The organism is Krasilnikovia sp. MM14-A1259 (assembly GCF_047159535.1).
Taxonomy (GTDB): domain Bacteria; phylum Actinomycetota; class Actinomycetes; order Mycobacteriales; family Micromonosporaceae; genus Actinoplanes.
In genome coordinates this window covers 6,626,014-6,644,985 of record NZ_BAAGAJ010000002.1, presented here as the reverse complement: position 1 = coordinate 6,644,985, position 18,972 = coordinate 6,626,014, and the positions used below count along the sequence as shown (strand labels likewise).

Genomic DNA, 18,972 nt, shown 5'->3' with positions numbered 1-18,972 from the left:
GGGTTCACCCCCGGCGCCATCGCCGACGCGCTACGGCAGCAGGTCGCGGATCACCGCGTCGGCCAGCAGCCGGCCGCGCAGCGTCAGCACCACCCGCCCGGCCGCGTACGCCGCCGGGTCCAGCAGGCCGGTCTCGTGCGCCCGGCGCGCCCCGGCCAGCCCGGCCGCGTCCAGCGCGGCGAGGGGCAACCCGTCGGCGAGGCGGACCCGCAGCATGACGTCCTCGGTATGCCGGTCCGTGTCGCCGAGCAGCTCCCGGGCCTGGCCGGGCGAGGCACCCTCGGCCATCCGGGCCGCATACGTCGCCGGATGCTTGACATTCCACCAGCGCACCCCGCCGACGTGGCTGTGCGCCCCGGGCCCCAGGCCCCACCAGTCGCCGCCGGTCCAGTACAGCAGGTTGTGCCGGCAGCGGGCGGCGGGCGTGGCCGCCCAGTTGCTCACCTCGTACCAGGACAGACCGGCCGCGCCGAGCGCGGCGTCCGCGGCCAGGTAACGGTCCGCGGCCACGTCGTCGTCCGGGTACGGCAGCTCGCCGCGGCGCATCCGCGCGGCCATCCGGGTGCCGTCCTCCACGATCAGGGCGTACGCGCTGACGTGGTCGACCCCGGCGCCGGTCGCGGCGGCCAGCGAGGCCGCGAAGTCGTCCGCGCTCTCTCCCGGGGTGCCGTAGATCAGGTCGAGGTTGACGTGGTCGAACCCGGCCTCCCGGGCCTCGGTCGCGGCCTGCGGGGCCCGCCCGGCGGTGTGCCGGCGCTCCAGCACCGCGAGCACCCCGGGTGCGGCCGACTGCATGCCCAGCGAGATGCGGGTGTACCCGGCCTTGCGCAGCCGCTGCAGCGAGCGCGGGGTGACCGACTCCGGGTTGGCCTCCGTGGTGACCTCCGCGTCCGCGGCCAGGCCCCACGTGACGTCGATGCCCTCCAGGATGCGGGCCAGGTCGTCCGGGTCGAGCAGGGTCGGGGTGCCGCCGCCGACGAACACCGTGTCCACCCGGGGCGGCGGGTTCTCCAGTACGCGCGCGGCCAGCGCCAGCTCCGCCAGGACCGCGTCGGCGTACCCCTCCCGGCTCGCCCCGCCGCCCAGCTCGCTCGCGGTGTACGTGTTGAAGTCGCAGTACCCGCACCGGCTCGCGCAGAACGGCACGTGCACGTAGACGCCGAAGCCCCGCGCACCCACGTCGGTCAGGGCGGCGGCGGGCAGCGAGCCGTCGCTGGGTACGGGCTCGCCGTCGGGCAGGGGGCCGGGCATCTCTCAAGTGTGCACGGTCGCCGATAAGGTCGGGCGCATGGATCTGGTCCGTTCCGTCACCGCCGCCGGGGTGACCACCGTGACGCTGGACAGCCCGGCGAACCGCAATGCGCTTTCCTCCCAGCTGATGGAGGAGTTGCTCGACGCACTCACCGCAGCCCACGACGACCCCGCCGTGCGGGCCGTCGTGCTCTCCCACACCGGCCCGGTGTTCTGCTCAGGCGCCGACCTGAAGGAGACCGCGCAGGCCAAGGAGGGCGCCCGGGTGCCCGCCGAGCTGCTCGCCGACGTGCTGGCCGAGCTGTGGGAGTTCCCCAAACCCGTGGTGGCGCGGCTCGCCGGTCCCGCGCGGGCGGGCGGGCTCGGCCTGGTCGCGGCCGCCGACATCGCGGTCTGCACGCGCACGGCGACGTTCGCGTTCTCCGAGGTACGCCTCGGAGTCATCCCGGCCGTGATCAGCGCCACGGTGCTGCCGCGGCTGACCACCCGCGCCGCCGCCGAGACGTACCTCACCGGCGACGTGTTCGACGGGGTCCGGGCCGCCGAGATCGGGCTGGTGACCCGGGCGGTCGAGGACGACGCGCTGGACGCCACGGTCGCCGCGTACTGCGATTCGCTGGTGCGGGGCGGCCCGCTCGCCCTGGCCGGCGCCAAACAGCTGCTGCGCCGGGTGCCGTCCGACTCGATCCGCGAGGATCTGGCCGAGCTGTCCGAGGAGTCCGCGGGCTACTTCCGCTCGGACGAGGGCGTCGAAGGGGTGGCCGCGTTCCGGGAAAAGCGCCCGGCCACCTGGGTACCCAGCGCCACGGACGGCTGATCGCAGAGTCACGCGCACCCGTTGACTACGCTGGGGGACCTGCGGAGAGGGGGTGCGCGTGCGGAAACGGCCGGTCATCGTGGCCGCGGTACTCGTCCTCGTCGCCGCAGTCGCCGTGGTCACCGCGGTCAACTCGATGGGCGGCAAGCTGCCGCACCTCGGTCCGGAGTGCATCGTGCAGGCCGGCGGCCAGGTGGCGATGGACGCCGTACAGATGGCCAACGCCGCCACGATCGCCGCCGTCGGCATGCGGCGCGAGATGCCGGAACGGGCGGTGGTCGTGGCGCTGGCCACCGCGTTGCAGGAGTCGAAACTGGAGAATCGCGGCGACGGCGACCGCGACTCGGTCGGCCTGTTCCAGCAGCGTCCCAGCCAGGGCTGGGGCAGCGCCGAGAAGATCCAGGACCCGCGGTACGCCGCGGACCGGTTCTACTCCGCCCTGAAGAAGGTCAAGGGGTGGGAGGAGATGCGGGTCACGGACGCGGCGCAGCGGGTGCAGCGCTCGGCGTACCCGAATGCGTACGAGAAGTGGGCGGACGAGTCCGCGGTGCTGGCCAAGGCGCTCACCGGGCGTGCCACGGGCGCGGTGGCGTGCACCGTGGCCGGCCAGCCGGCACTGCGCGGCGCCGCGGCGGCAGCGGCCCTGACCGAGGGGCTGCGGCGCGACTGGGGCGACAGTGTCCCGGCACGTGCCGGGCAGGCCGGCGACCTCACGTTGGCGGTGACGGACCCGAGCACCGGGTGGCGGTACGCACACTGGCTGGTCGCGCACGCCCGCGAAACCGGACTCGAACGGGTACGGTTTGCTGACCTTGAGTGGCGCGCGCCGAGCGGCAAGTGGCAGCCGGTAACCGGGACGGGGGCGGCGGACGGCCGCACCGTGGTCGCCGAAGTGTTCCGCTGACCTCGGCATCGACGAACGTGCGTGACATGGTGAGCAATCCCGTTCGTCCGTTCACATTGCTCTGCGTGGCGTGACAGACCGTCGCTCTCGATAGCGCTGCGTATACATCGACGTGGACAGACCGCAACCGCCCTGGTACTAGTAGGGGCGTGTCAGGGGCCGTGGAATGGATCGCGCTGGGAGTCGCGAGCGTCACCGCTGTCCTCGTCGGAGTCCACCGGCACCGGCCCGCCCGCATCGGGCCGTGGCTGCTGCTGGCCGGCGCGCTGGCGAGCCTCGCGAGCGGCGACGCGTGCTACGCGCTCGGTGAGACGGCAGCCGCCGGCCTGTGTTACACGATGATGTTCCCGCTCGTCGCGCTCGGCCTGCTGCAGCTCACCCGCGGCGGCGCCGTCCTGGTCGACCGGGCCCGGCTGATCGACCTGCTCGCGTTCACCTGCTCCGCCCTGCTCGTCGTGTGGATCTTCGTGCTCGGGGGCACCAGCCACGTCGGCTCGATCTCCGCCGCCGACGTGCTCGGTGATCTGCTGCTGATCGTGGTCGCGGCCCGCCTGTCGGTCGCCGCCTGGCGCAACTGGTCCGCAGTGCTGCTGCTGATCGGCGCGCTCGGCCTGCTCGCCTCCGACATCGGCTACCCGCTGGCCCCCGGCCGCCTGGCGGACACCGGCTACATCGCGCTGTACGTGGCGTGGGGCGCCGCGGCGCTGCACCCGTCCATGGTCCGGTTGACCCTGCCGCACCAGGCCCGGCCGACGCCGTGGCGGGGCCGGTGGGCCGCACTGCTCGCGGTCTCCGTGGCGACGCCGCCGGTGGTGCTGCTCATCGAGGCGGTCACCACGGGGGTCACCGACGGGGTGGTGATCGCCGCCGCCAGCATGATCACGGTGGTGCTGACGTTCACCCGCCTGGCCGACTCGCTCAGCCAGCACAGTGCCGCGCTGACCCGCGAGCGGGGGCTGCGCGAGGCGAGCGCCGCCCTGGTGGCCGCCGCCGACCTGCCCGCCGTGGACGCGGCGGTCCGCGCCGCGGTGACCGAGCTGCTGCCCGACGGGGTACGTCGGATCACGTTCGCGACGGACGATCGCCAGCTGACCCACGCGCTGCCGTCCACCATGGACGGCACGTGGGTCCTGCCGTCGTTCATGGACAGTGTCCGGATCGACCGCCCGACTCCGCCCGCCGTGGACGGTGCACCGCACCATCCCGGGCCGCCCAAGGACCATGAACTCGGCTCGCCCGGCAGCCTGGGGATCCGCGACCGGAGCTGGTGGCTGCCCGAGGCGTCGACCACCGACGGCGAGGCCACCCTCGTGTGCCCGTTGTGGCTGGAGCCGCTGGCGGTGGCCCGGCCGAGCGGTGGGGCGCTGGTGCTCACCGGCGCCCGCGACCTGCTCGGCGCGGCCCGCGACACCCTGGAGGTCCTGGCCGGGCAGGCCGCGCTGGCACTGGACCGCATCTCGCTCGTCGACGCGGTGGGCCGCCGCGACAGCGACCTGTACCTGCGGGCGGTCATCCGCAACACCGCGGACGCCATGCTGGTCATCGACTCCGACCAGCGCATCCGGTACGCCAGCCCCGCGGTGCGCCGGCTCGTCGGCGTCGCGGAGCTGGCGCCCCTGGCCACGTTGTACGACCTCGTGCACCCCGACGACCGCAGCCAGGTACGCCAGGCCCTGCAGGCCGAGGGCGACGGGGTGGTGTTCTGCGCCCTGCTGCGCCCGGACGGGACCCAGGCGCTCGTCGAGGCCACGTACCGGGACCTGCGCGAGGACCGGCTGGTCCAGGGTTTCGTGGTCACGATGCGGGACGTCACCGAAGGTCATGAGCCGGGGGAGCGACTCCCCCGGCTCGACCACATCGACGAGCTGCCCGCCCGGGTGAACCGGCGCAGCGCCCAGCACAAGTTCCGCTACTGAGCGCCGCACCGGGAGCCGGTCGGGTCAGCGGGTGACACCGCGGCGGCCGGACACCCCGACCACGAGGGCGACCCCGATCGCCGCGAGCACCACCTGGAACAGCAGTTCGGTCCAGTCGACGCCGCGGGTGTCCGCGACACCGGCCGCGCGGGCCAGCACCGTCCCCAGCAGCGCGGCGACGACACCGATCACCATCGTCAGCCAGATCGGGATGTTCTGCCGGCCGGGTACGACCAGACGGCCCAGTGCGCCGATGATCAGGCCGACGATGAGTGCGCTGATGATGCCGGTGACGGTCATGGGAACCTCCTTGGGGCTCGACCTCGGGCTCCCACAGTGCCCGGCCCCACCGGTTCCCAAACCGCGGCTACTTCTTTCCGGGGCCCTTCACGTCGGTCGAGTCGGACGTCGACAGTGCGGCGATGAAGGCCTCCTGGGGCACCTCCACGCGGCCGACCATCTTCATCCGCTTCTTGCCTTCCTTCTGCTTCTCCAGCAGCTTGCGCTTACGGCTGATGTCGCCGCCGTAGCACTTGGCCAGCACGTCCTTGCGGATCGCGCGGATCGTCTCGCGGGCGATGATGCGGCTGCCGATCGCCGCCTGGATCGGCACCTCGAACTGCTGCCGCGGGATCAGCTTCTGCAACTTCGAGGCGATCGTGACCCCGTAGTTGTACGCCTTGTCCTTGTGCACGATGGCGCTGAACGCGTCGACCGGCTCACCGTGCAGCAGGATGTCAACCTTGACCAGGTCGGCGACCTGCTCCCCGGACGGCTCGTAGTCCAGCGACGCGTACCCCTTCGTCTTGCTCTTGAGCTGGTCGAAGAAGTCGAAGATGATCTCCGCGAGCGGCAGCGTGTAGCGCAGCTCGACCCGTTCCGAGGACAGGTACTCCATGCCCAGCAGGCTTCCGCGGCGGCTCTGGCACAACTCCATCACCGCGCCGACGTACTCGTTGGGCACCAGCACCGTGGCGCGCACGACCGGCTCGTGGATCTCGGCGATCTTGCCCTCGGGGAACTCGCTCGGGTTCGTGACCACGTGCTCCACGGCGTCCTCCGTGTACACGCGGTACACCACGTTCGGCGCGGTCGAGATGAGGTCGAGATTGAACTCGCGCTCCAGCCGCTCCCCGATGATCTCCAGGTGGAGCAGGCCGAGGAAGCCGCACCGGAACCCGAAGCCCAGCGCCGCGCTGGTCTCCGGCTCGTACGTCAGCGCGGCGTCGTTGAGCTTGAGCTTGTCCAGCGCGTCGCGCAGCGCCGGGTAGTCCGAGCCGTCGATCGGGTACAGGCCGGAATACACCATCGGCTTCGGGTCCTTGTAGCCGCCCAGCGGCTCCGTGGCCGGGCGCGCGTTGCCGGTCACCGTGTCGCCGACCCGGGACTGGCGCACGTCCTTCACGCCGGTGATCAGGTAGCCGACCTCGCCGACGCCGAGCGCGCCCGCCTTCTCCATCTCGGGTGAGACCACCCCGATCTCGAGCAGCTCGTGCACCGCGCCGGTGGACATCATCCGGATCCGGTCCCGGGCCTCGATCCTGCCGTCGATCACCCGGACGTAGGTGACCACGCCGCGGTACACGTCGTACACCGAGTCGAAGATCATCGCCCGGGCCGGGGCCGCCGCATCGCCCACCGGGGGCTTGAACTGGCGCACGATCTCGTCGAGCAGGTGGTCGACACCGACCCCGGTCTTGCCCGAAACCCGCAGCACGTCACCCGGCTCGACCCCGATCAGCTTCGCCAGCTCCTCCGCGTACTTCTCGGGCTGCGCGGCCGGCAGGTCGATCTTGTTGAGCACCGGGATGACGTGCAGGTCGTTCTCCATGGCCAGATACAGGTTGGCCAGCGTCTGCGCCTCGATCCCCTGCGCGGCGTCGACCAGCAGGATCGCCCCCTCGCAGGCGGCGAGACTGCGCGACACCTCGTACGTGAAGTCGACGTGGCCCGGGGTGTCGATCATGTTGAGGACCGCGGACTGGCCCTGCTGGTCGCCCTCCCGGACCACCCACGGCATCCGCACGGCCTGTGATTTGATCGTGATGCCGCGCTCACGCTCGATGTCCATCCGGTCGAGGTACTGCGCGCGCATCTGGCGCGGGTCGACCACCCCGGTGATCTGCAGCATCCGGTCGGCCAGCGTCGACTTGCCGTGGTCGATGTGCGCGATGATGCAGAAGTTACGGATGCGGCCGGGGTCGGTCGCTCCGATGACGTTCGCGGGGTCGAGCGGTGCAGGCACGATCGTCCGTTCTTCTCGAGCTGGATGCGTCTGCGACGGCCGGCGGACACGCCGACCGCCACCTATCGTCCCACGCCCGCCGACAGCGCTCGGCCGACACCCGGGCCCGGGGGCTTCCGCCAGCCGGCCGACCCCGGGGTCAGTTCGACGGACACCTGGTCGATCGGTACGACATGAACGGCGTGCCGAACACTTTGCCTCCCGTGCACGGCACCGGTGCGGCCGAACCGCTCGACCGCGACGACGCGAACCGGATCTTCGACGCATACGAGGACAGCTCCGACTTCGACATGGCCGGGGCCGAACAGCTGGCGGCCCGGTTCGAGTCAGCCGCCGGGGCCAGCGGGGAGACCGAGCTGCTCTGGCGCGCCCGGCTGCTGCGCGCCGACATGCTCGAATGCCGCGGCGAGCCCGCCGAGGCGGTGCGGATTCTGTCGGATGCCCTGGACTGGGCGAAGATCCACGACTGCCGGCGGGTGCAGGTGCGCGCCCACCGCGTGCTGGCGCGGCTGTACCGGGTGATGGGCGACCTGGCCGCCACCCTGGATCACACGATGCAGTGCGTGAGCGCACTGGACGACACCACCCCGATCTCCCAGCGGATCGGCTGCCTGATCGCGCTCGCCGACGCGTTCGCCATGACCGGCTCCATCCCGGAAGCGCGGGAACGGTACGAGCAGGCCGAACGGCTCGCCGCCGGGCACGGCATCGTGGCCCGGCGCATGGGCGCGCTCAACAACTGGGCCTACACCGAGTACGAGGCGGGCGACGGAGACAGCGCCCGGGCGGTCCTCGCCCGCCTGCGCGAGGTCGCGATCGTGCACGGCGAATCACTCAACTCCAACGTGCTGGACACGGTCGCCCGGGTCGAGACGCTGTGCGGCGATCACACCGCGGCGCTGCAGGCGGCGAACAACGCACTCGGCGTCTTCCGGCGGGAGAACCGCGCGCGGGAGGCGGACGCCGAGACGGACCTGATGCTCACGCTCGCCCTGGTGCAGCGGCGCGGCGGCGACCTGGCCGGCGCGCTGGACACCGTCACCGAGGTGCAGGGCATGTGCGAGCGGCTCCCGCTGGTGAACAACGCCGCGCAGGCTCTGAACGAGCTGGCCGAGATCCACGCCGCCCGCGGCGATTTCGAGCGCGCCTACCGCGCCGTACGCGAATTCAACGCCGCCCAGGAGCAGCTGCGCTCCGCCCAGCACGAGATCCAGGCCCGCAACCGCCAGGTGATGTTCGAGGTGGCCGAGGCTCGACGGCAGGCCGAATGGTTCCGCGAGCAGGCACACCGCGACGCGCTCACCGGCCTGCACAACCGCCGGTACGTCGACGAGCACCTGCCCGCGCTGCTGCGCCGCGCTGCCGCCGACGGCTCCCCCGTCACCATCGCACTGCTCGACCTCGACCACTTCAAGCGCATCAACGACACCCTCTCGCACGAGGCCGGCGACCAGGTGCTGACCGCGGTCGCGGGCCTGCTCGATGCGGTCGAGACCGGCCCCGACGGGTTCACGGCACGGCTCGGCGGAGAGGAGTTCCTGGTGGTGGTACGCGGCACCGACGTGGCCGGTGCGGTGACCGAGCTGGAGACCCTGCGCGCGACGATCGCGGGCCACGGCTGGCACCCGATCACCGGGGAACTGCCGGTCACCGTCAGCATCGGTGTCGCCGCGGCCACCGCGGAGAGCACCCAGAGCACCCTGCTCGGCACGGCCGACGCGGCGCTGTACACAGCGAAGCGGGAGGGCCGCGACCGGATCAGCCTCGACCCGGCGGTCAGCGGGCCGCACCGCCGTCGCTGGCGTGACGCCCCCCGCCTGGCCTCTTAGCGCACGCCCCGGCCCCTGGCTGCCCGGCGCAGCCCAATGGCCGCGCTCGGCAGGTTAGCGCCGCGACCTTCCGCAGATCGACCGGGCACCGGTCGATGGGAGAGGTGACCGGACACTCGACAGGGGGCGAGATGAGCGCAGCGCCGCGAGCGGAATCCACACCGCCGTTCGACCCCGCCGCGGCCGCCCGCATGCTCGACAAGTACGAGGACGACGGCGACTTCGACCTCGCCGAGACCGAACGCACCGCCGCCGAGCTCGAACGCGCGGCCGACGCACATGGTGAGACGGAGCTGCTCTGGCGCGCCCGGTTGCTGCAGGCAACCATGCACGAGTACCGCGGTGACCTGGCCGCCTCGGCACGGATCCTGTCCGATGTGCTGGCCTGGGCCGACGCGAACGAACGCCGCCGGCTGCAGGCGAGCGCCCACCGCGTCCTGGCCCGGCTGCACCGCGCGATGGGCGACATGGGCGCCTCCCTGGATCACAGCCTGCAATGCGTGAACGCGCAGGACGACACCACCCCCGTGTCGATCCGGATCGCCTGCGTGATCAAGCTCGGCGACGCGTTCGCCCGAACCGGATCCCCCGGCGCCGCGCGCGAGCGCTACGAGGAGGCCGACCGGCTCGCGGTCGAAACCGGCAACGTCTACAAGCGGATCATGGCCCTCAACAACTACGCGTACGCGGAATACGAGGAGGGCAACGGCGAGCAGGCCCGGGGCGTGCTGGCCCGGCTGCGCGAGGTCGCACAGGCGCACGGGATGCCGCTCGGCTTCTCGGTGCTGGACACCGTGGCCCGGGTGGAGACGCTCTGCGGCGACCACGACACCGCGGAGCAGGCCGCCCTGGCCGCGCTCGACGCCCTGCGCAGCGAGGAACTCGCCCAGGACGCCGACGCCGAGACGGATCTGCTGCTCACCCTGGCCCTCGTACAGCGACGCAAGGGCGACCTGGCCGCGGCCCTGCGCACGGCCGTCCAGGTGCAGCAGGAGAGCGCGCGGCTGTCGTTGACGTACAACGCCGCCCAGGCGCTGTTCGAACTGTCGGAGATCCACGCCGCCGCTGGCGACTACAAGGACGCCTACCTCGCATTGAGTGAGTTCAACGCCGCCCAGGAACGGCTCAGCTCCGCCGAACGCGACGTCCAGGCCCGTAACCGGCAGGTCATGTTCGAGGTCGCCGAAGCCCGCCGCCAGGCCGAATGGTTCCGTGAGCAGGCGCTGCGCGACGCGCTCACCGGCCTGCGCAACCGCCGTTTCGTCGACGAGCACCTGCCGCCCCTGCTGAACCGCGCCGCCGCCGACGGCTCCCCGGTCACCATCGCGCTGCTCGACCTCGACCACTTCAAGCGCATCAACGACACGCTCTCGCACGAGACCGGCGACCAGGTCCTCACCACTGTCGCGGGCCTGCTCGACTCGGTGGAGACCGGCCCGGACGGCTTCGCCGCCCGGCTCGGCGGCGAGGAGTTCCTGCTCGTGGTGCGCGGCACCGACCCGGGCTCGGCCGTGGCCCGCCTGGAAGGCCTGCGCCACCGCATCGCCGACCACCCGTGGCAGCCGATAACCGGGGAACTCCCGGTCACGATCAGCATCGGCGTATCCGCGGCCACCCCGGACAGCACCCAGCGCACCCTGCTCAGCCAGGCGGATGAGGCCCTCTACCGGGCCAAGCGGGGCGGCCGGAACCGGATCCACCTGGACCCGAGCGCCGTCACCCCGCCGCAGCGGCGTCGCTGGCGGGACTCCGCCGCCCTGGCGTCCTAGCACCTCCGCGACGCTGTGCCGGCCTCGCCCGAGCTCACTCCGGCGGCGCCAGAAACAGGGTGGACAGGCGCGGCAGGCGGCGGTGCATCTCGTCCTCGTCGTCGAAGTCCCAGAGCTGGGCAGGGTCCGGCCTTCCGGGCGGCGCCGGGGACGCCGGCAACGCGCTGCCGGTGGCCCGCTCGTACGCCTGCGCCGGAACGCACAGCACCTCCTCCGCCTCGAACACGGCGCCGGTGCGCGCGGCGGCCTGCACCGAGGGCAGCTCGGACAGCGAATCCGGCGCCCGCACGGCACGGGCCAGCACGTCGCGGCCGTGCGCGATCAGCCAGCCACGGAAGTGGTCGAAGCCGTCGTCGGAGCACCCGCCATTGATCAGATATGCCGCCGCCCACAGGTCTTCCGTCGCGGAAGCGGCCATGACCTTGTCGAGGTGACGGGCCCAGGCGATGATCTCCTGCGGGTCGCGGCCGGCCAGCTCGGCCACCGCCCGATCGGCCACCTCGCCCGGTGTGCCCGGGCGGTCGGCGGTCGCCCGGCCGATGACCGCCCAGAAGTCGTCCGTTCTCATGCCGGGGATGCTGCCAGCCGGGTGCGACATCGTCGGCCGCCGCCGTGGTACGTGGACGCCCGCGAAAGGTACCGGGCCCGCATGCCGGCCGACCTGTTCGGCGGCGAAGGCGTCCGCTCCCGGGTCGCCGGTCACCCGTTGTCCGCGCCCGGCAGGATGGTCCGCATGCGCGCCGTCACGCTGCCCGAGGTTCCGTACGGGGCCACCGCCGTGCGCCCCGACTGGGCCACATTGCCGGACGCGGTGCGGGCGGCGATCGAGGCGCGCCTGGGCACCCCGGTCGCCACCACGGTCTCGGCGGGCGGCGGCTTCACCACCGCGTTCGCGGCCACGGTGACGACCACCACCGGCGCCCGCGCGTTCGTCAAGGCCGCGGCCACCACGGATCCGACCGCCGACTGGTACGCCCGCGAGGCCGCCGTCACCGCCGCCCTGCCACCCGCCGTACCCGCCGCCCGACCGCGCTGGACGCTGACCGCGGCCGGCTGGTTCGTGCTCTGCCTCGACCCGGTTGACGGGCACGTACCCGCTCTGCCGTGGGACCCGGCCGACCTTGCCGCCGCCCTGCACGCCTGGTCCTGCGCCGCGGACGCGCTGCACGCCCCGCCCACGGCGCTGTCGGCGGTCGGGCTGCCGCCGCTGGACGGGATTCTGCGTGCGGAATTCTGCTCGTGGCAGGCCATCGCCGCCGGGCACGAGGCGTTGCCTCCGGCGCCGCCGTGGGTGCCGGCCCGGCTGAGTGAGCTGGCGGCACTCGAAGCGGCCCTGCCACCGCTGGCGGCAGGCACCGCGATGGTGCACGGCGACCTGCGGGTCGACAACGTGATTATCGACCGTACGGGAGCCGCCTGGCTCTGTGACTGGACCTGGCCCTGTCTGGGCGCCCCCTGGTTCGACACGGTGACGTTGCTGATCAGCGCGTACGCAAGCGGCCTGGACGCGGACGCGCTGATCGAACCGTGGGCGGCACCCCCGGGCGGGGTCGACGGGGCGCTGGCCGCGCTGTCCGGGTATTGGCTGGTCCGGGCGGCGGGCGGCCCCAGCAGCGCCTCGCCGCACAGCCGGCAGCACCAGCGGTTCAGCGGGGGCCAGGCGCTGGAATGGCTGGCCGCACGCCGCGGCTGGGCGTGAGTGCGGAGGCCTCCGCACGGCCCGGTCGGGTGTGATGGCGTTACGCTGCCGACCCGGGCGTTTTTGCGGGCCGCGGCGGTGCTGGTAACCTGGTTCCTCGCGTGTGGTGACGCGCCGTTGTCGGCTGCTGTGACCGCTCGCACGAGACATCATCCGAACCTAGTCAGGACAAGGCTGTCGCGTGGCGAACATCAAGTCCCAGATCAAGCGCAACCGGCAGAACGAGAAGGCCCGGCTGCGCAACAAGTCGGTCAAGTCGTCGCTGAAGACCGTGATCCGCAAGCTGAACGAGGCGAGCGAGGCCGGCAACGCCGAGACGGCGACCGCGCTGCTGCGTGACGCTTCCCGTCAGCTGGACAAGGCTGTCAGCAAGGGCGTCATCCACAAGAACCAGGCGGCGAACCGCAAGTCGGCCATCGCCAAGCGGGTTTCCTCGCTCTCTGCCTGAGCTGTCCGGGCCGCTCTGGCGGTCCCGTCCCGCCTGACAGGCGGGACGACTGCGGGCACCTCCGGACCGCCAGGTCCGCGACGGTGCCCGTTGTCATGTCCGGAGACGCGCGGGGAGCCCGCACACCCGAGCCGAGGTGAACAGACCCAGGTACCCCCGAGCAGGGATGCCGGTTGACGCCCGCGGGACAGCGGGACGCATTCGGCGGCTGACGGATCAGGCGACCGGGGCGCGGCTACTCGTAGCGGCGGGTGGCCGCCTGCCGTGCGCGCTGCTCCGCGTCCAGCTCATCCGCCCACAGCCGCGCCGTCGGCGCCTCGTTGAGTGGGGTCGGCGCCTCGTCCAGGGGCAGGGCGTCGATGGCCGTGGCCGCCTGAATCGCCGCGCGGGCGACGTCGACCCGCGCGCGCAGATCGACCGGGCTGTAGCGCCCGAGACCGGCAGCGCCGTACGAATACCCGGTCTCCGGCCCGGCATTCTCGTACCGGAACCCCGCATCCTCGAACGCGGGGGCGGAATCGTCGAACTCGCGCCGCGACCCGTCGGACGCGTGTCCGACGTCGTCGTACTCCGGACCGGCCTCGTAGTCGCGCCCGCCCTCGTACTCCCGCCCGGCTTCGTACTCCCGTCCGGACGCGTACTCAGGCCCGGCCTCGCCGAATTCGGGCGTGTCGGTGTATGGGGGTGTCCACACGAGCAGACCCTCAGGCGGTGGCGGCGCCACGGCCGACCGCAGGGTCGGACCGGTACGGGCGACCGCTTCACCGGCCGGCCGCAACCGTGGGATCCGCGCCTGCGCGCCGGTCCGGTTACGCCCGGTCCGTCCGGTACGGGCCGGCTCGGCCGCGGCCGCGGCCGCCGGGCGGTTGACCGCGCCCGCGATCACGTCGTTGAGCTTCACCATGGCTGCCACGGTCACGGGCAGGACCAGCACCCCCCACCAGCTCACCAGCTCGGCGAGCGCGAGGAGGACGGCCACCGCCACCGTGCCCTCGAGGAGCGCGAAGCACAGAAAACCGCTGGGGGCGAGATGGCGCAGCCGCAGCATCCTGGCGTAGAGCGGGGGCTGCTGACTCGCGGGGGCCCGCCGGGACCGAATCGTGCGGGTCACCGGCCACTCCCCAAGCCGCGGGCGGCGGCAACCGCGACGACGGCCTGCTCCAGGGCGTACCCGCGGTCCTCCGCGCCGCCCTTGACCGCAGCGTTGCAGTCGGCGGCGGCACGCATCGCGTCGACCAGCCCTTCGGGGGTCCAACCGCGGCTGCGCTCCTGCGCCTTCTGGATCTTCCACGCCGGCATCCCCAGCGTGCTCGCCAGCTGGTACGGATTACCCCGCCCGGCCGACGCCACCCGGGCGACCGTGCGGACCCCGTCGGCGAGCGCGTCCGCGATCGGCACCGGGTCGACGCCGACGTGCAGCGCCCAGCGCAGCGCTTCCAACGCACCAGGCACGTCGCCGACCATCGCCGCGTCGGCGACCGTGAACCCGCTGACCTCCGCTCGGCCCCGGTAGTACCGGGCGACCACGGCCTCGGTGATGCGGCCGTCGGTGTCGGCGAGCAGTTGCGAACACGCGGCGGCGATCTCCCGCAGGTCGTTGCCGACCGCGGCGAGCAGCGCCGCGGCGGCCGCCTCGTCGCACCGGCCACCGTTGCGGCGGAACTCGTCGCGCACGAACGCGATCCGCTCGCGCTCGCCCTTGAGCTTGGCGGCGGTGATCACGAAGGCGCCCGCGGCGCGCAGGCCGTCCGCGAAGGCCTTGCCCTTGGCCGCCCCGAGGTGCGCGACGATCAGCGTGACATCGGGGTCCGGATTCTTCGCGTACGCCAGCAGCGCCGTGACGAGGTCCTTGCGGGCATCCTGGCCGGCCCGGACGACCAGCACCCGACGGCCGCCGAACAGCGACGGGCTGACCATCTCGGCGACCTCGCCCGCGGTGAGGGCGGCTGCCTCGTACTCGCGGACATCCGCGCCCGGATCGGCCGCGCGGGCCGCTTCGACGGCCGCCGTGACCGCGCGGGCGGAAAGCAACTCCTCGTCGCCGAGGACGAGCACGAGCGGGACAGGTGGGGCTGCGGCGTTCACGCCCCACATCGTCGCACGGTGACAACGGTTGTCATCTCGCCTCACTCCTGTGCACTCACCGCCGAACAGAGAACACGAAACGTGACATATCGGCGATCCGCCATAAACCCTTCGGGGCACCCGGGGCCGAACAGGCGCAGGGCGACCCTCCAACGACCGACGTGACCTGGAACACATCCGCCCTGATCGTCGGCTGTCGAACCCGGTCGGCCAATGTTCCGGGCGTGTCGCACGCATCGCTGGGGCTCGACGGGTGGGCTTTTCCGGGCTCCGGTGGCGACGGCGACGGACCCGGCTTTCCGCAGCCGTCACCGTCGCGGCCCTCCTGTGCCCCGGGCGGCGCCGGCGGGCGGGTCGCCACGGGCCGCCACGGCCAGCCCCGTCGGGGTCGCCACCGCCGCCACGTCGCCGTCCAGGTCGGTACGCAGGACCCGGGCCCCCGCGCGCGTCAGGCCGGCCAACAGCGCCGCGTTCGGGTGGCCGTAGTCGTTGCCGAGCCCGACCGACACGAGCGCCACCACGGGATCCACCGCGGCCAGGAACCTGGGCTCCTGGTAGGCGCTGCCGTGATGGGCGACCTTCAGCACCTCGGCCCGAACGACCTCCGGGCCGAGCCGGCTCAGCAGGGCGTCCTGTTCCTCGGTCTCCGCGTCGCCGGGCAGCAGCACCGTGTGCCCGTGCGCCACGGCTCGCATCACGAGCGAGTTGTTGTTGGGATCCGAGTTGGTGCCGTGCAGCGGTGTCACCGGGCCGAGCGCGGTCAGCCGCAGGTCACCCACCGCGTACGACCAGCCGGGCGTGACTGGCTGCACCGGAACGCGTGCCGCGGCGGCGGCTGCGTTCACCGCGGCCCGGCCACTGGGCGGATCGTCCCAGTCGGGGGTGACGACCGCGCCGACCCTGCGGCCCCGGAACACGCCCGCCAACCCGCCCACATGGTCGGCGTGGAAATGGCTCACCACGAACACCGCCACGTCGCCGATCCCCAGGCGGCGCAGGCACCGGTCAACCGCGGTCGGCTCCGGTCCCGCGTCGACCACCACGGCCCGACCGGGGCCTGCGGGCAGCACGATCGCGTCGCCCTGCCCGACCGCGCACGCGACGACCAGCCAGCGCGGCGGCGGCCAGCCCGCGGCAAGCAGCCGTACGGGCAGGGTGCCGAGCACCGCACCGACGGAGACCACCGCGACGATCCGGCGCACGAGGGGACGGCGAGCCGCCACCAGCAGGCCCGCCGTCACCACGGCGAGCAACAGGGCGCCCGGAACGCCACCCGGCCACGGCACCGCACCGGCCGGGACCCGGGCACCCACCGTGGCCACGAGCACCAGCCAGCGGGCGGGCCATTGGCCGGCCCACGCCGCGAACTCCGCACCCGCCGGCCACAGCGGCGACAGCACCGCCGATGCCACGCCCAGCAGCGTGGCGGGCGCGATCGCGGGGACGACGACGAGGTTCGCCGGTACCGCGACCAGGCTTACCGTGCCCGACAGCCCCGCCACGACAGGCCCGCACGCGAGCTGCGCGGCCGCCGGTACGGCGATCGCCTCCGCGGCCCATGCCGGCCACCCGCGACGGCACAGCGCGTCGCGCCAGCGCGGAGCGAGAAGCAACAGACCGCCCGTGGCCAGTACGGACAACGCGAACCCGGCGTCCCCCGCGAGCTCGGGGTCAAGGAGGACGAGCACCGCGATGCCCGCCGCGAGTGCCGGTAACGCCGCCCGTGGTCGCCCTGTGGCGAGACCGATCAGCCCGATCGCGCCCATCGCCGCGGCCCGCACCACGCTCGGCGAAGGGCGAGCCAGCAGGACGAAACCGACGAGCGCCACCGCGCACACGGCCGCGGTGAGCCCCGGGCCGGCCCGAGCCCAGCGCAGCACGAACAGCACCACGCCGAGGACAATCGCCACGTTCGCACCGCTCACGGCGTTGAGGTGGGTCATTCCGGTGGCGCGGAAATCCTCCTCCAGCCCCGGATCCAGTCGGCTGGTGTCGCCGACGACAAGACCCGGCAGCAAACCACCGGTGTCGTCCGGCAGCGGCGCGCACGCCCGCTGCAGGCCGGCCCGCAGTGCCCCCGCCGCACGCTGCGTCCATGGTGGACGGCCCCGCAGGATGGGCGCCTGCCGCACGGACAGGACGGCGGCGCGCAGGTCGCCGCCACGCGGAGCAAGCAATCGGCCGGTCGCGCTGACATGCTGGCCCGGCAGCAGCGTGCGCCAGCCAGGATCCGCGGCCAGCACCAGCGCGCGCACGTCGAGCCGCAACGTCACCGCCGGCTCACGGGCCTGGACGCCGGCCAGATCCACCGCAACCAGATACGTCGTCGGCCGCCCCGGCCCACCGGCCAGCGCCCGCGGGTCATCGCGGACGACGAGGTCGGCATCGACCGTCGCGCCGCGGGCGACCAGAATGGCGAGCGGACCCGCGTCCCGTACCGCCACCCGGGCGGCGGTCGCGGTCTCGCCGCACGCGGCACCCAGAAGCCCGGCCACCACGATCCACCGGACGGCGCCCACCTGCCGCCACCCGCCATCGCGCGGCGAGGAGACGCGGCGCGCGCGGTCGAGCCATTCGACGGGAACGGTGGCGACGCCGATTGCCAGTACGAGGGCGGCCGCGGCCAGTACCGCTCCGGTGACGGCGGACGAGTGCAGCGCCGCCAGGGCGGCCAGCCACGCCGCCACCGCGAACCCGGCCAGCCGCAGATCCGGCGGGCGCGGCGACCCGACACGCGGCGACCCGGCGTCAGGTGCCGGGCTCACACCGTCACCAGGTCCTTCAGTTGCTCGTACCGGGCCTCGCCGATGCCGTCCACCCGGCGCAGGTCGCTGACGGCCGTGAAACCGCCGTGGGCCTGCCGGGCGTCGAGGATCCGCTGGGCCAGGACCGGCCCGACGCCTGGCAACGAGTCGAGGTCGGCCAGTGTGGCGGTGTTCAGGTTGACGGGTCCGGGAGGCGCCCCCGGGGGCGCAGTGCCGGGCGCCGCCGCCAGTCCGGGTGGTGCAGTGACACCGACCATGATCAGCTCGCCGTCGACAACCTTGCGGGCCAGGTTCAGCAGGGCCACGTCGACTCCCGGGTCGGCACCTCCGGCGGCCTGCAACGCATCCGCCACGCGTGCTCCGGGCGTGAGCCGAACCAGGCCGGGCTTACGGACCTTGCCGCCCACGGCCACCACGATGTCGCTACCGCCGGATCGTCCGGCGGCGGAGGTGGTGACCGTGGCCGGTCCCGGCGTCGTGTCGACCCGCCCGGCCACGGTCGGCGCGGCAGCGGCCGAAACCGGTTCGACGTGGGGGCGTGCCCGCCACGCGAGCGCCGCGGCCACCAGCACCACCAACGCCGCGACGACCGCGAGCGACCGGACGCCGCGACGACCGGGATCGAACGCCGCCAGCCCGCTCAGCGCCCGCTCGCCGCCCGGCGCCGGGCCGAACGCACCACCACCGGCGTGTTGTGCCGCCGCGGCCGCCAGAGCGTCGACACGCTCGGGCGAGGAGTCCGGAAGCAGTGCGGCTGCGCCTGCCGCGTCGACGGCGCCGGGCTCCGCAGATGCCGCCGGGCCGTGAGCCCTCGCCCGCCGGACCGGCAGCCCGCCCTCGCTGCGGCGACCATCAGCAGCCGCCACGACAAACGGATCAGCCCGGCCCAGGCGCTGCCCCGGCCCGCCTTGACCGCTCGCATCAGCCGCCACGACAAACGGATCGGCCCGGCCCAGGCGCTGCCCCGGCCCGGCTTCACCGCTCGCATCAGCCGCCACGACAAACGGATCGGCCCGGCCCGGATACTGCCCAGGGCCGGCTCGGGCCGTGACATCAGCAGCCGTGACGACCCGGTCGGTGGCGCCGAAGACGGCCCGCAGCCGGGCCCGAACGGCCTCGTCGGGATCGGAAGCGTCTCGCACGTCGTGACCGTAGTGGCGTGGAACTCCCCGCGGCTGAGCGCCTGTGGACGACCGCGCACTGTGGAGAATCGTCGGCCGCCGCACGTGTGTGCTAGGTATGGT

14 protein-coding genes and 1 pseudogene are annotated in these 18,972 nt (G+C 73.3%); 7 read left to right on the top strand and 8 right to left on the bottom strand.

Translation table 11 applies throughout. The annotated features are described in order from the left end of the window. Positions 1-30 precede the first annotated feature (30 nt). Entirely contained in the window at positions 31-1,251 is a 1,221-nt protein-coding gene (hemW, locus tag ACMCNK_RS30200; RefSeq protein WP_412739730.1) for a radical SAM family heme chaperone HemW, read from the bottom strand. Between the two features lie 37 nt (positions 1,252-1,288). Between hemW and ACMCNK_RS30195 the strand changes: the two genes are divergently transcribed. The 3 genes from ACMCNK_RS30195 to ACMCNK_RS30185 all read left to right on the top strand — a co-directional run bounded on the left by ACMCNK_RS30195 (position 1,289) and on the right by ACMCNK_RS30185 (position 4,888). Then, the gene (locus tag ACMCNK_RS30195; protein ID WP_412739729.1) at positions 1,289-2,068 is read left to right on the top strand and encodes an enoyl-CoA hydratase-related protein; all 780 of its coding nucleotides are present in this window, start codon (positions 1,289-1,291) and stop codon (positions 2,066-2,068) included. A gap of 52 nt (positions 2,069-2,120) precedes the next feature. Next, positions 2,121-2,972 carry a hypothetical protein gene (locus ACMCNK_RS30190; protein WP_412739728.1) on the top strand — a complete coding sequence of 284 codons (852 nt, stop codon included), beginning with the start codon at positions 2,121-2,123 and terminating at the stop codon, positions 2,970-2,972. 149 nt (positions 2,973-3,121) lie between these two features. Next, complete coding sequence (locus ACMCNK_RS30185; protein WP_412739727.1) at positions 3,122-4,888, top strand: PAS domain-containing protein; 1,767 nt, start codon at positions 3,122-3,124, stop codon at positions 4,886-4,888. Positions 4,889-4,912: 24 nt separating this feature from the next. Here ACMCNK_RS30185 and ACMCNK_RS30180 read toward each other — a convergent pair whose 3' ends face one another. Further along, on the bottom strand, positions 4,913-5,188 hold the full coding sequence (locus ACMCNK_RS30180; RefSeq protein ID WP_412739726.1) for a GlsB/YeaQ/YmgE family stress response membrane protein: 276 nt from the start codon (positions 5,186-5,188) through the stop codon (positions 4,913-4,915). Between the two features lie 67 nt (positions 5,189-5,255). After that, positions 5,256-7,133: a translation elongation factor 4 gene (gene lepA / locus ACMCNK_RS30175; RefSeq protein WP_412739725.1), complete on the bottom strand. Its 1,878-nt coding sequence runs from the start codon at positions 7,131-7,133 to the stop codon at positions 5,256-5,258. A 203-nt stretch (positions 7,134-7,336) separates the two neighbouring features. Between lepA and ACMCNK_RS30170 the strand changes: the two genes are divergently transcribed. Both ACMCNK_RS30170 and ACMCNK_RS30165 read left to right on the top strand, forming a co-directional pair. Then, entirely contained in the window at positions 7,337-8,962 is a 1,626-nt protein-coding gene (locus ACMCNK_RS30170) for a diguanylate cyclase (protein ID WP_412739724.1), read from the top strand. A gap of 131 nt (positions 8,963-9,093) precedes the next feature. Next, complete coding sequence (locus ACMCNK_RS30165; RefSeq protein ID WP_412739723.1) at positions 9,094-10,731, top strand: diguanylate cyclase; 1,638 nt, start codon at positions 9,094-9,096, stop codon at positions 10,729-10,731. Positions 10,732-10,765: 34 nt separating this feature from the next. Here ACMCNK_RS30165 and ACMCNK_RS30160 read toward each other — a convergent pair whose 3' ends face one another. Then, positions 10,766-11,299: a DUF4240 domain-containing protein gene (locus ACMCNK_RS30160; RefSeq protein WP_412739722.1), complete on the bottom strand. Its 534-nt coding sequence runs from the start codon at positions 11,297-11,299 to the stop codon at positions 10,766-10,768. 81 nt (positions 11,300-11,380) lie between these two features. Between ACMCNK_RS30160 and ACMCNK_RS30155 the strand changes: the two genes are divergently transcribed. Continuing rightward, positions 11,381-12,430 carry a phosphotransferase gene (locus ACMCNK_RS30155; RefSeq protein WP_412739721.1) on the top strand — a complete coding sequence of 350 codons (1,050 nt, stop codon included), beginning with the start codon at positions 11,381-11,383 and terminating at the stop codon, positions 12,428-12,430. 181 nt (positions 12,431-12,611) lie between these two features. Next, positions 12,612-12,878, top strand: a complete 267-nt coding sequence (gene rpsT / locus ACMCNK_RS30150; RefSeq protein ID WP_412739720.1) for a 30S ribosomal protein S20 — start codon at positions 12,612-12,614, stop codon at positions 12,876-12,878. An 853-nt stretch (positions 12,879-13,731) separates the two neighbouring features. Here the strand turns inward: rpsT and ACMCNK_RS30145 are convergent. From ACMCNK_RS30145 to ACMCNK_RS30130, 4 genes and pseudogenes are all read right to left on the bottom strand, one after another. After that, positions 13,732-13,926, bottom strand: a pseudogene (locus ACMCNK_RS30145) (hypothetical protein); the annotation flags it as partial. Positions 13,927-13,985: 59 nt separating this feature from the next. Next, on the bottom strand, positions 13,986-14,972 hold the full coding sequence (gene holA / locus ACMCNK_RS30140; protein ID WP_412739719.1) for a DNA polymerase III subunit delta: 987 nt from the start codon (positions 14,970-14,972) through the stop codon (positions 13,986-13,988). Between the two features lie 299 nt (positions 14,973-15,271). Next, positions 15,272-17,728 (bottom strand): ComEC/Rec2 family competence protein, encoded by a 2,457-nt coding sequence (locus ACMCNK_RS30135; RefSeq protein ID WP_412739718.1) that lies wholly within the window; start codon positions 17,726-17,728, stop codon positions 15,272-15,274. Next, a complete protein-coding gene (locus tag ACMCNK_RS30130) occupies positions 17,725-18,618 on the bottom strand; it encodes a helix-hairpin-helix domain-containing protein (RefSeq protein ID WP_412741035.1) in 894 nt (297 codons plus the stop codon). Before ACMCNK_RS30130 ends, ACMCNK_RS30135 begins: the two co-directional genes overlap by 4 nt. Positions 18,619-18,972 lie beyond the last annotated feature (354 nt).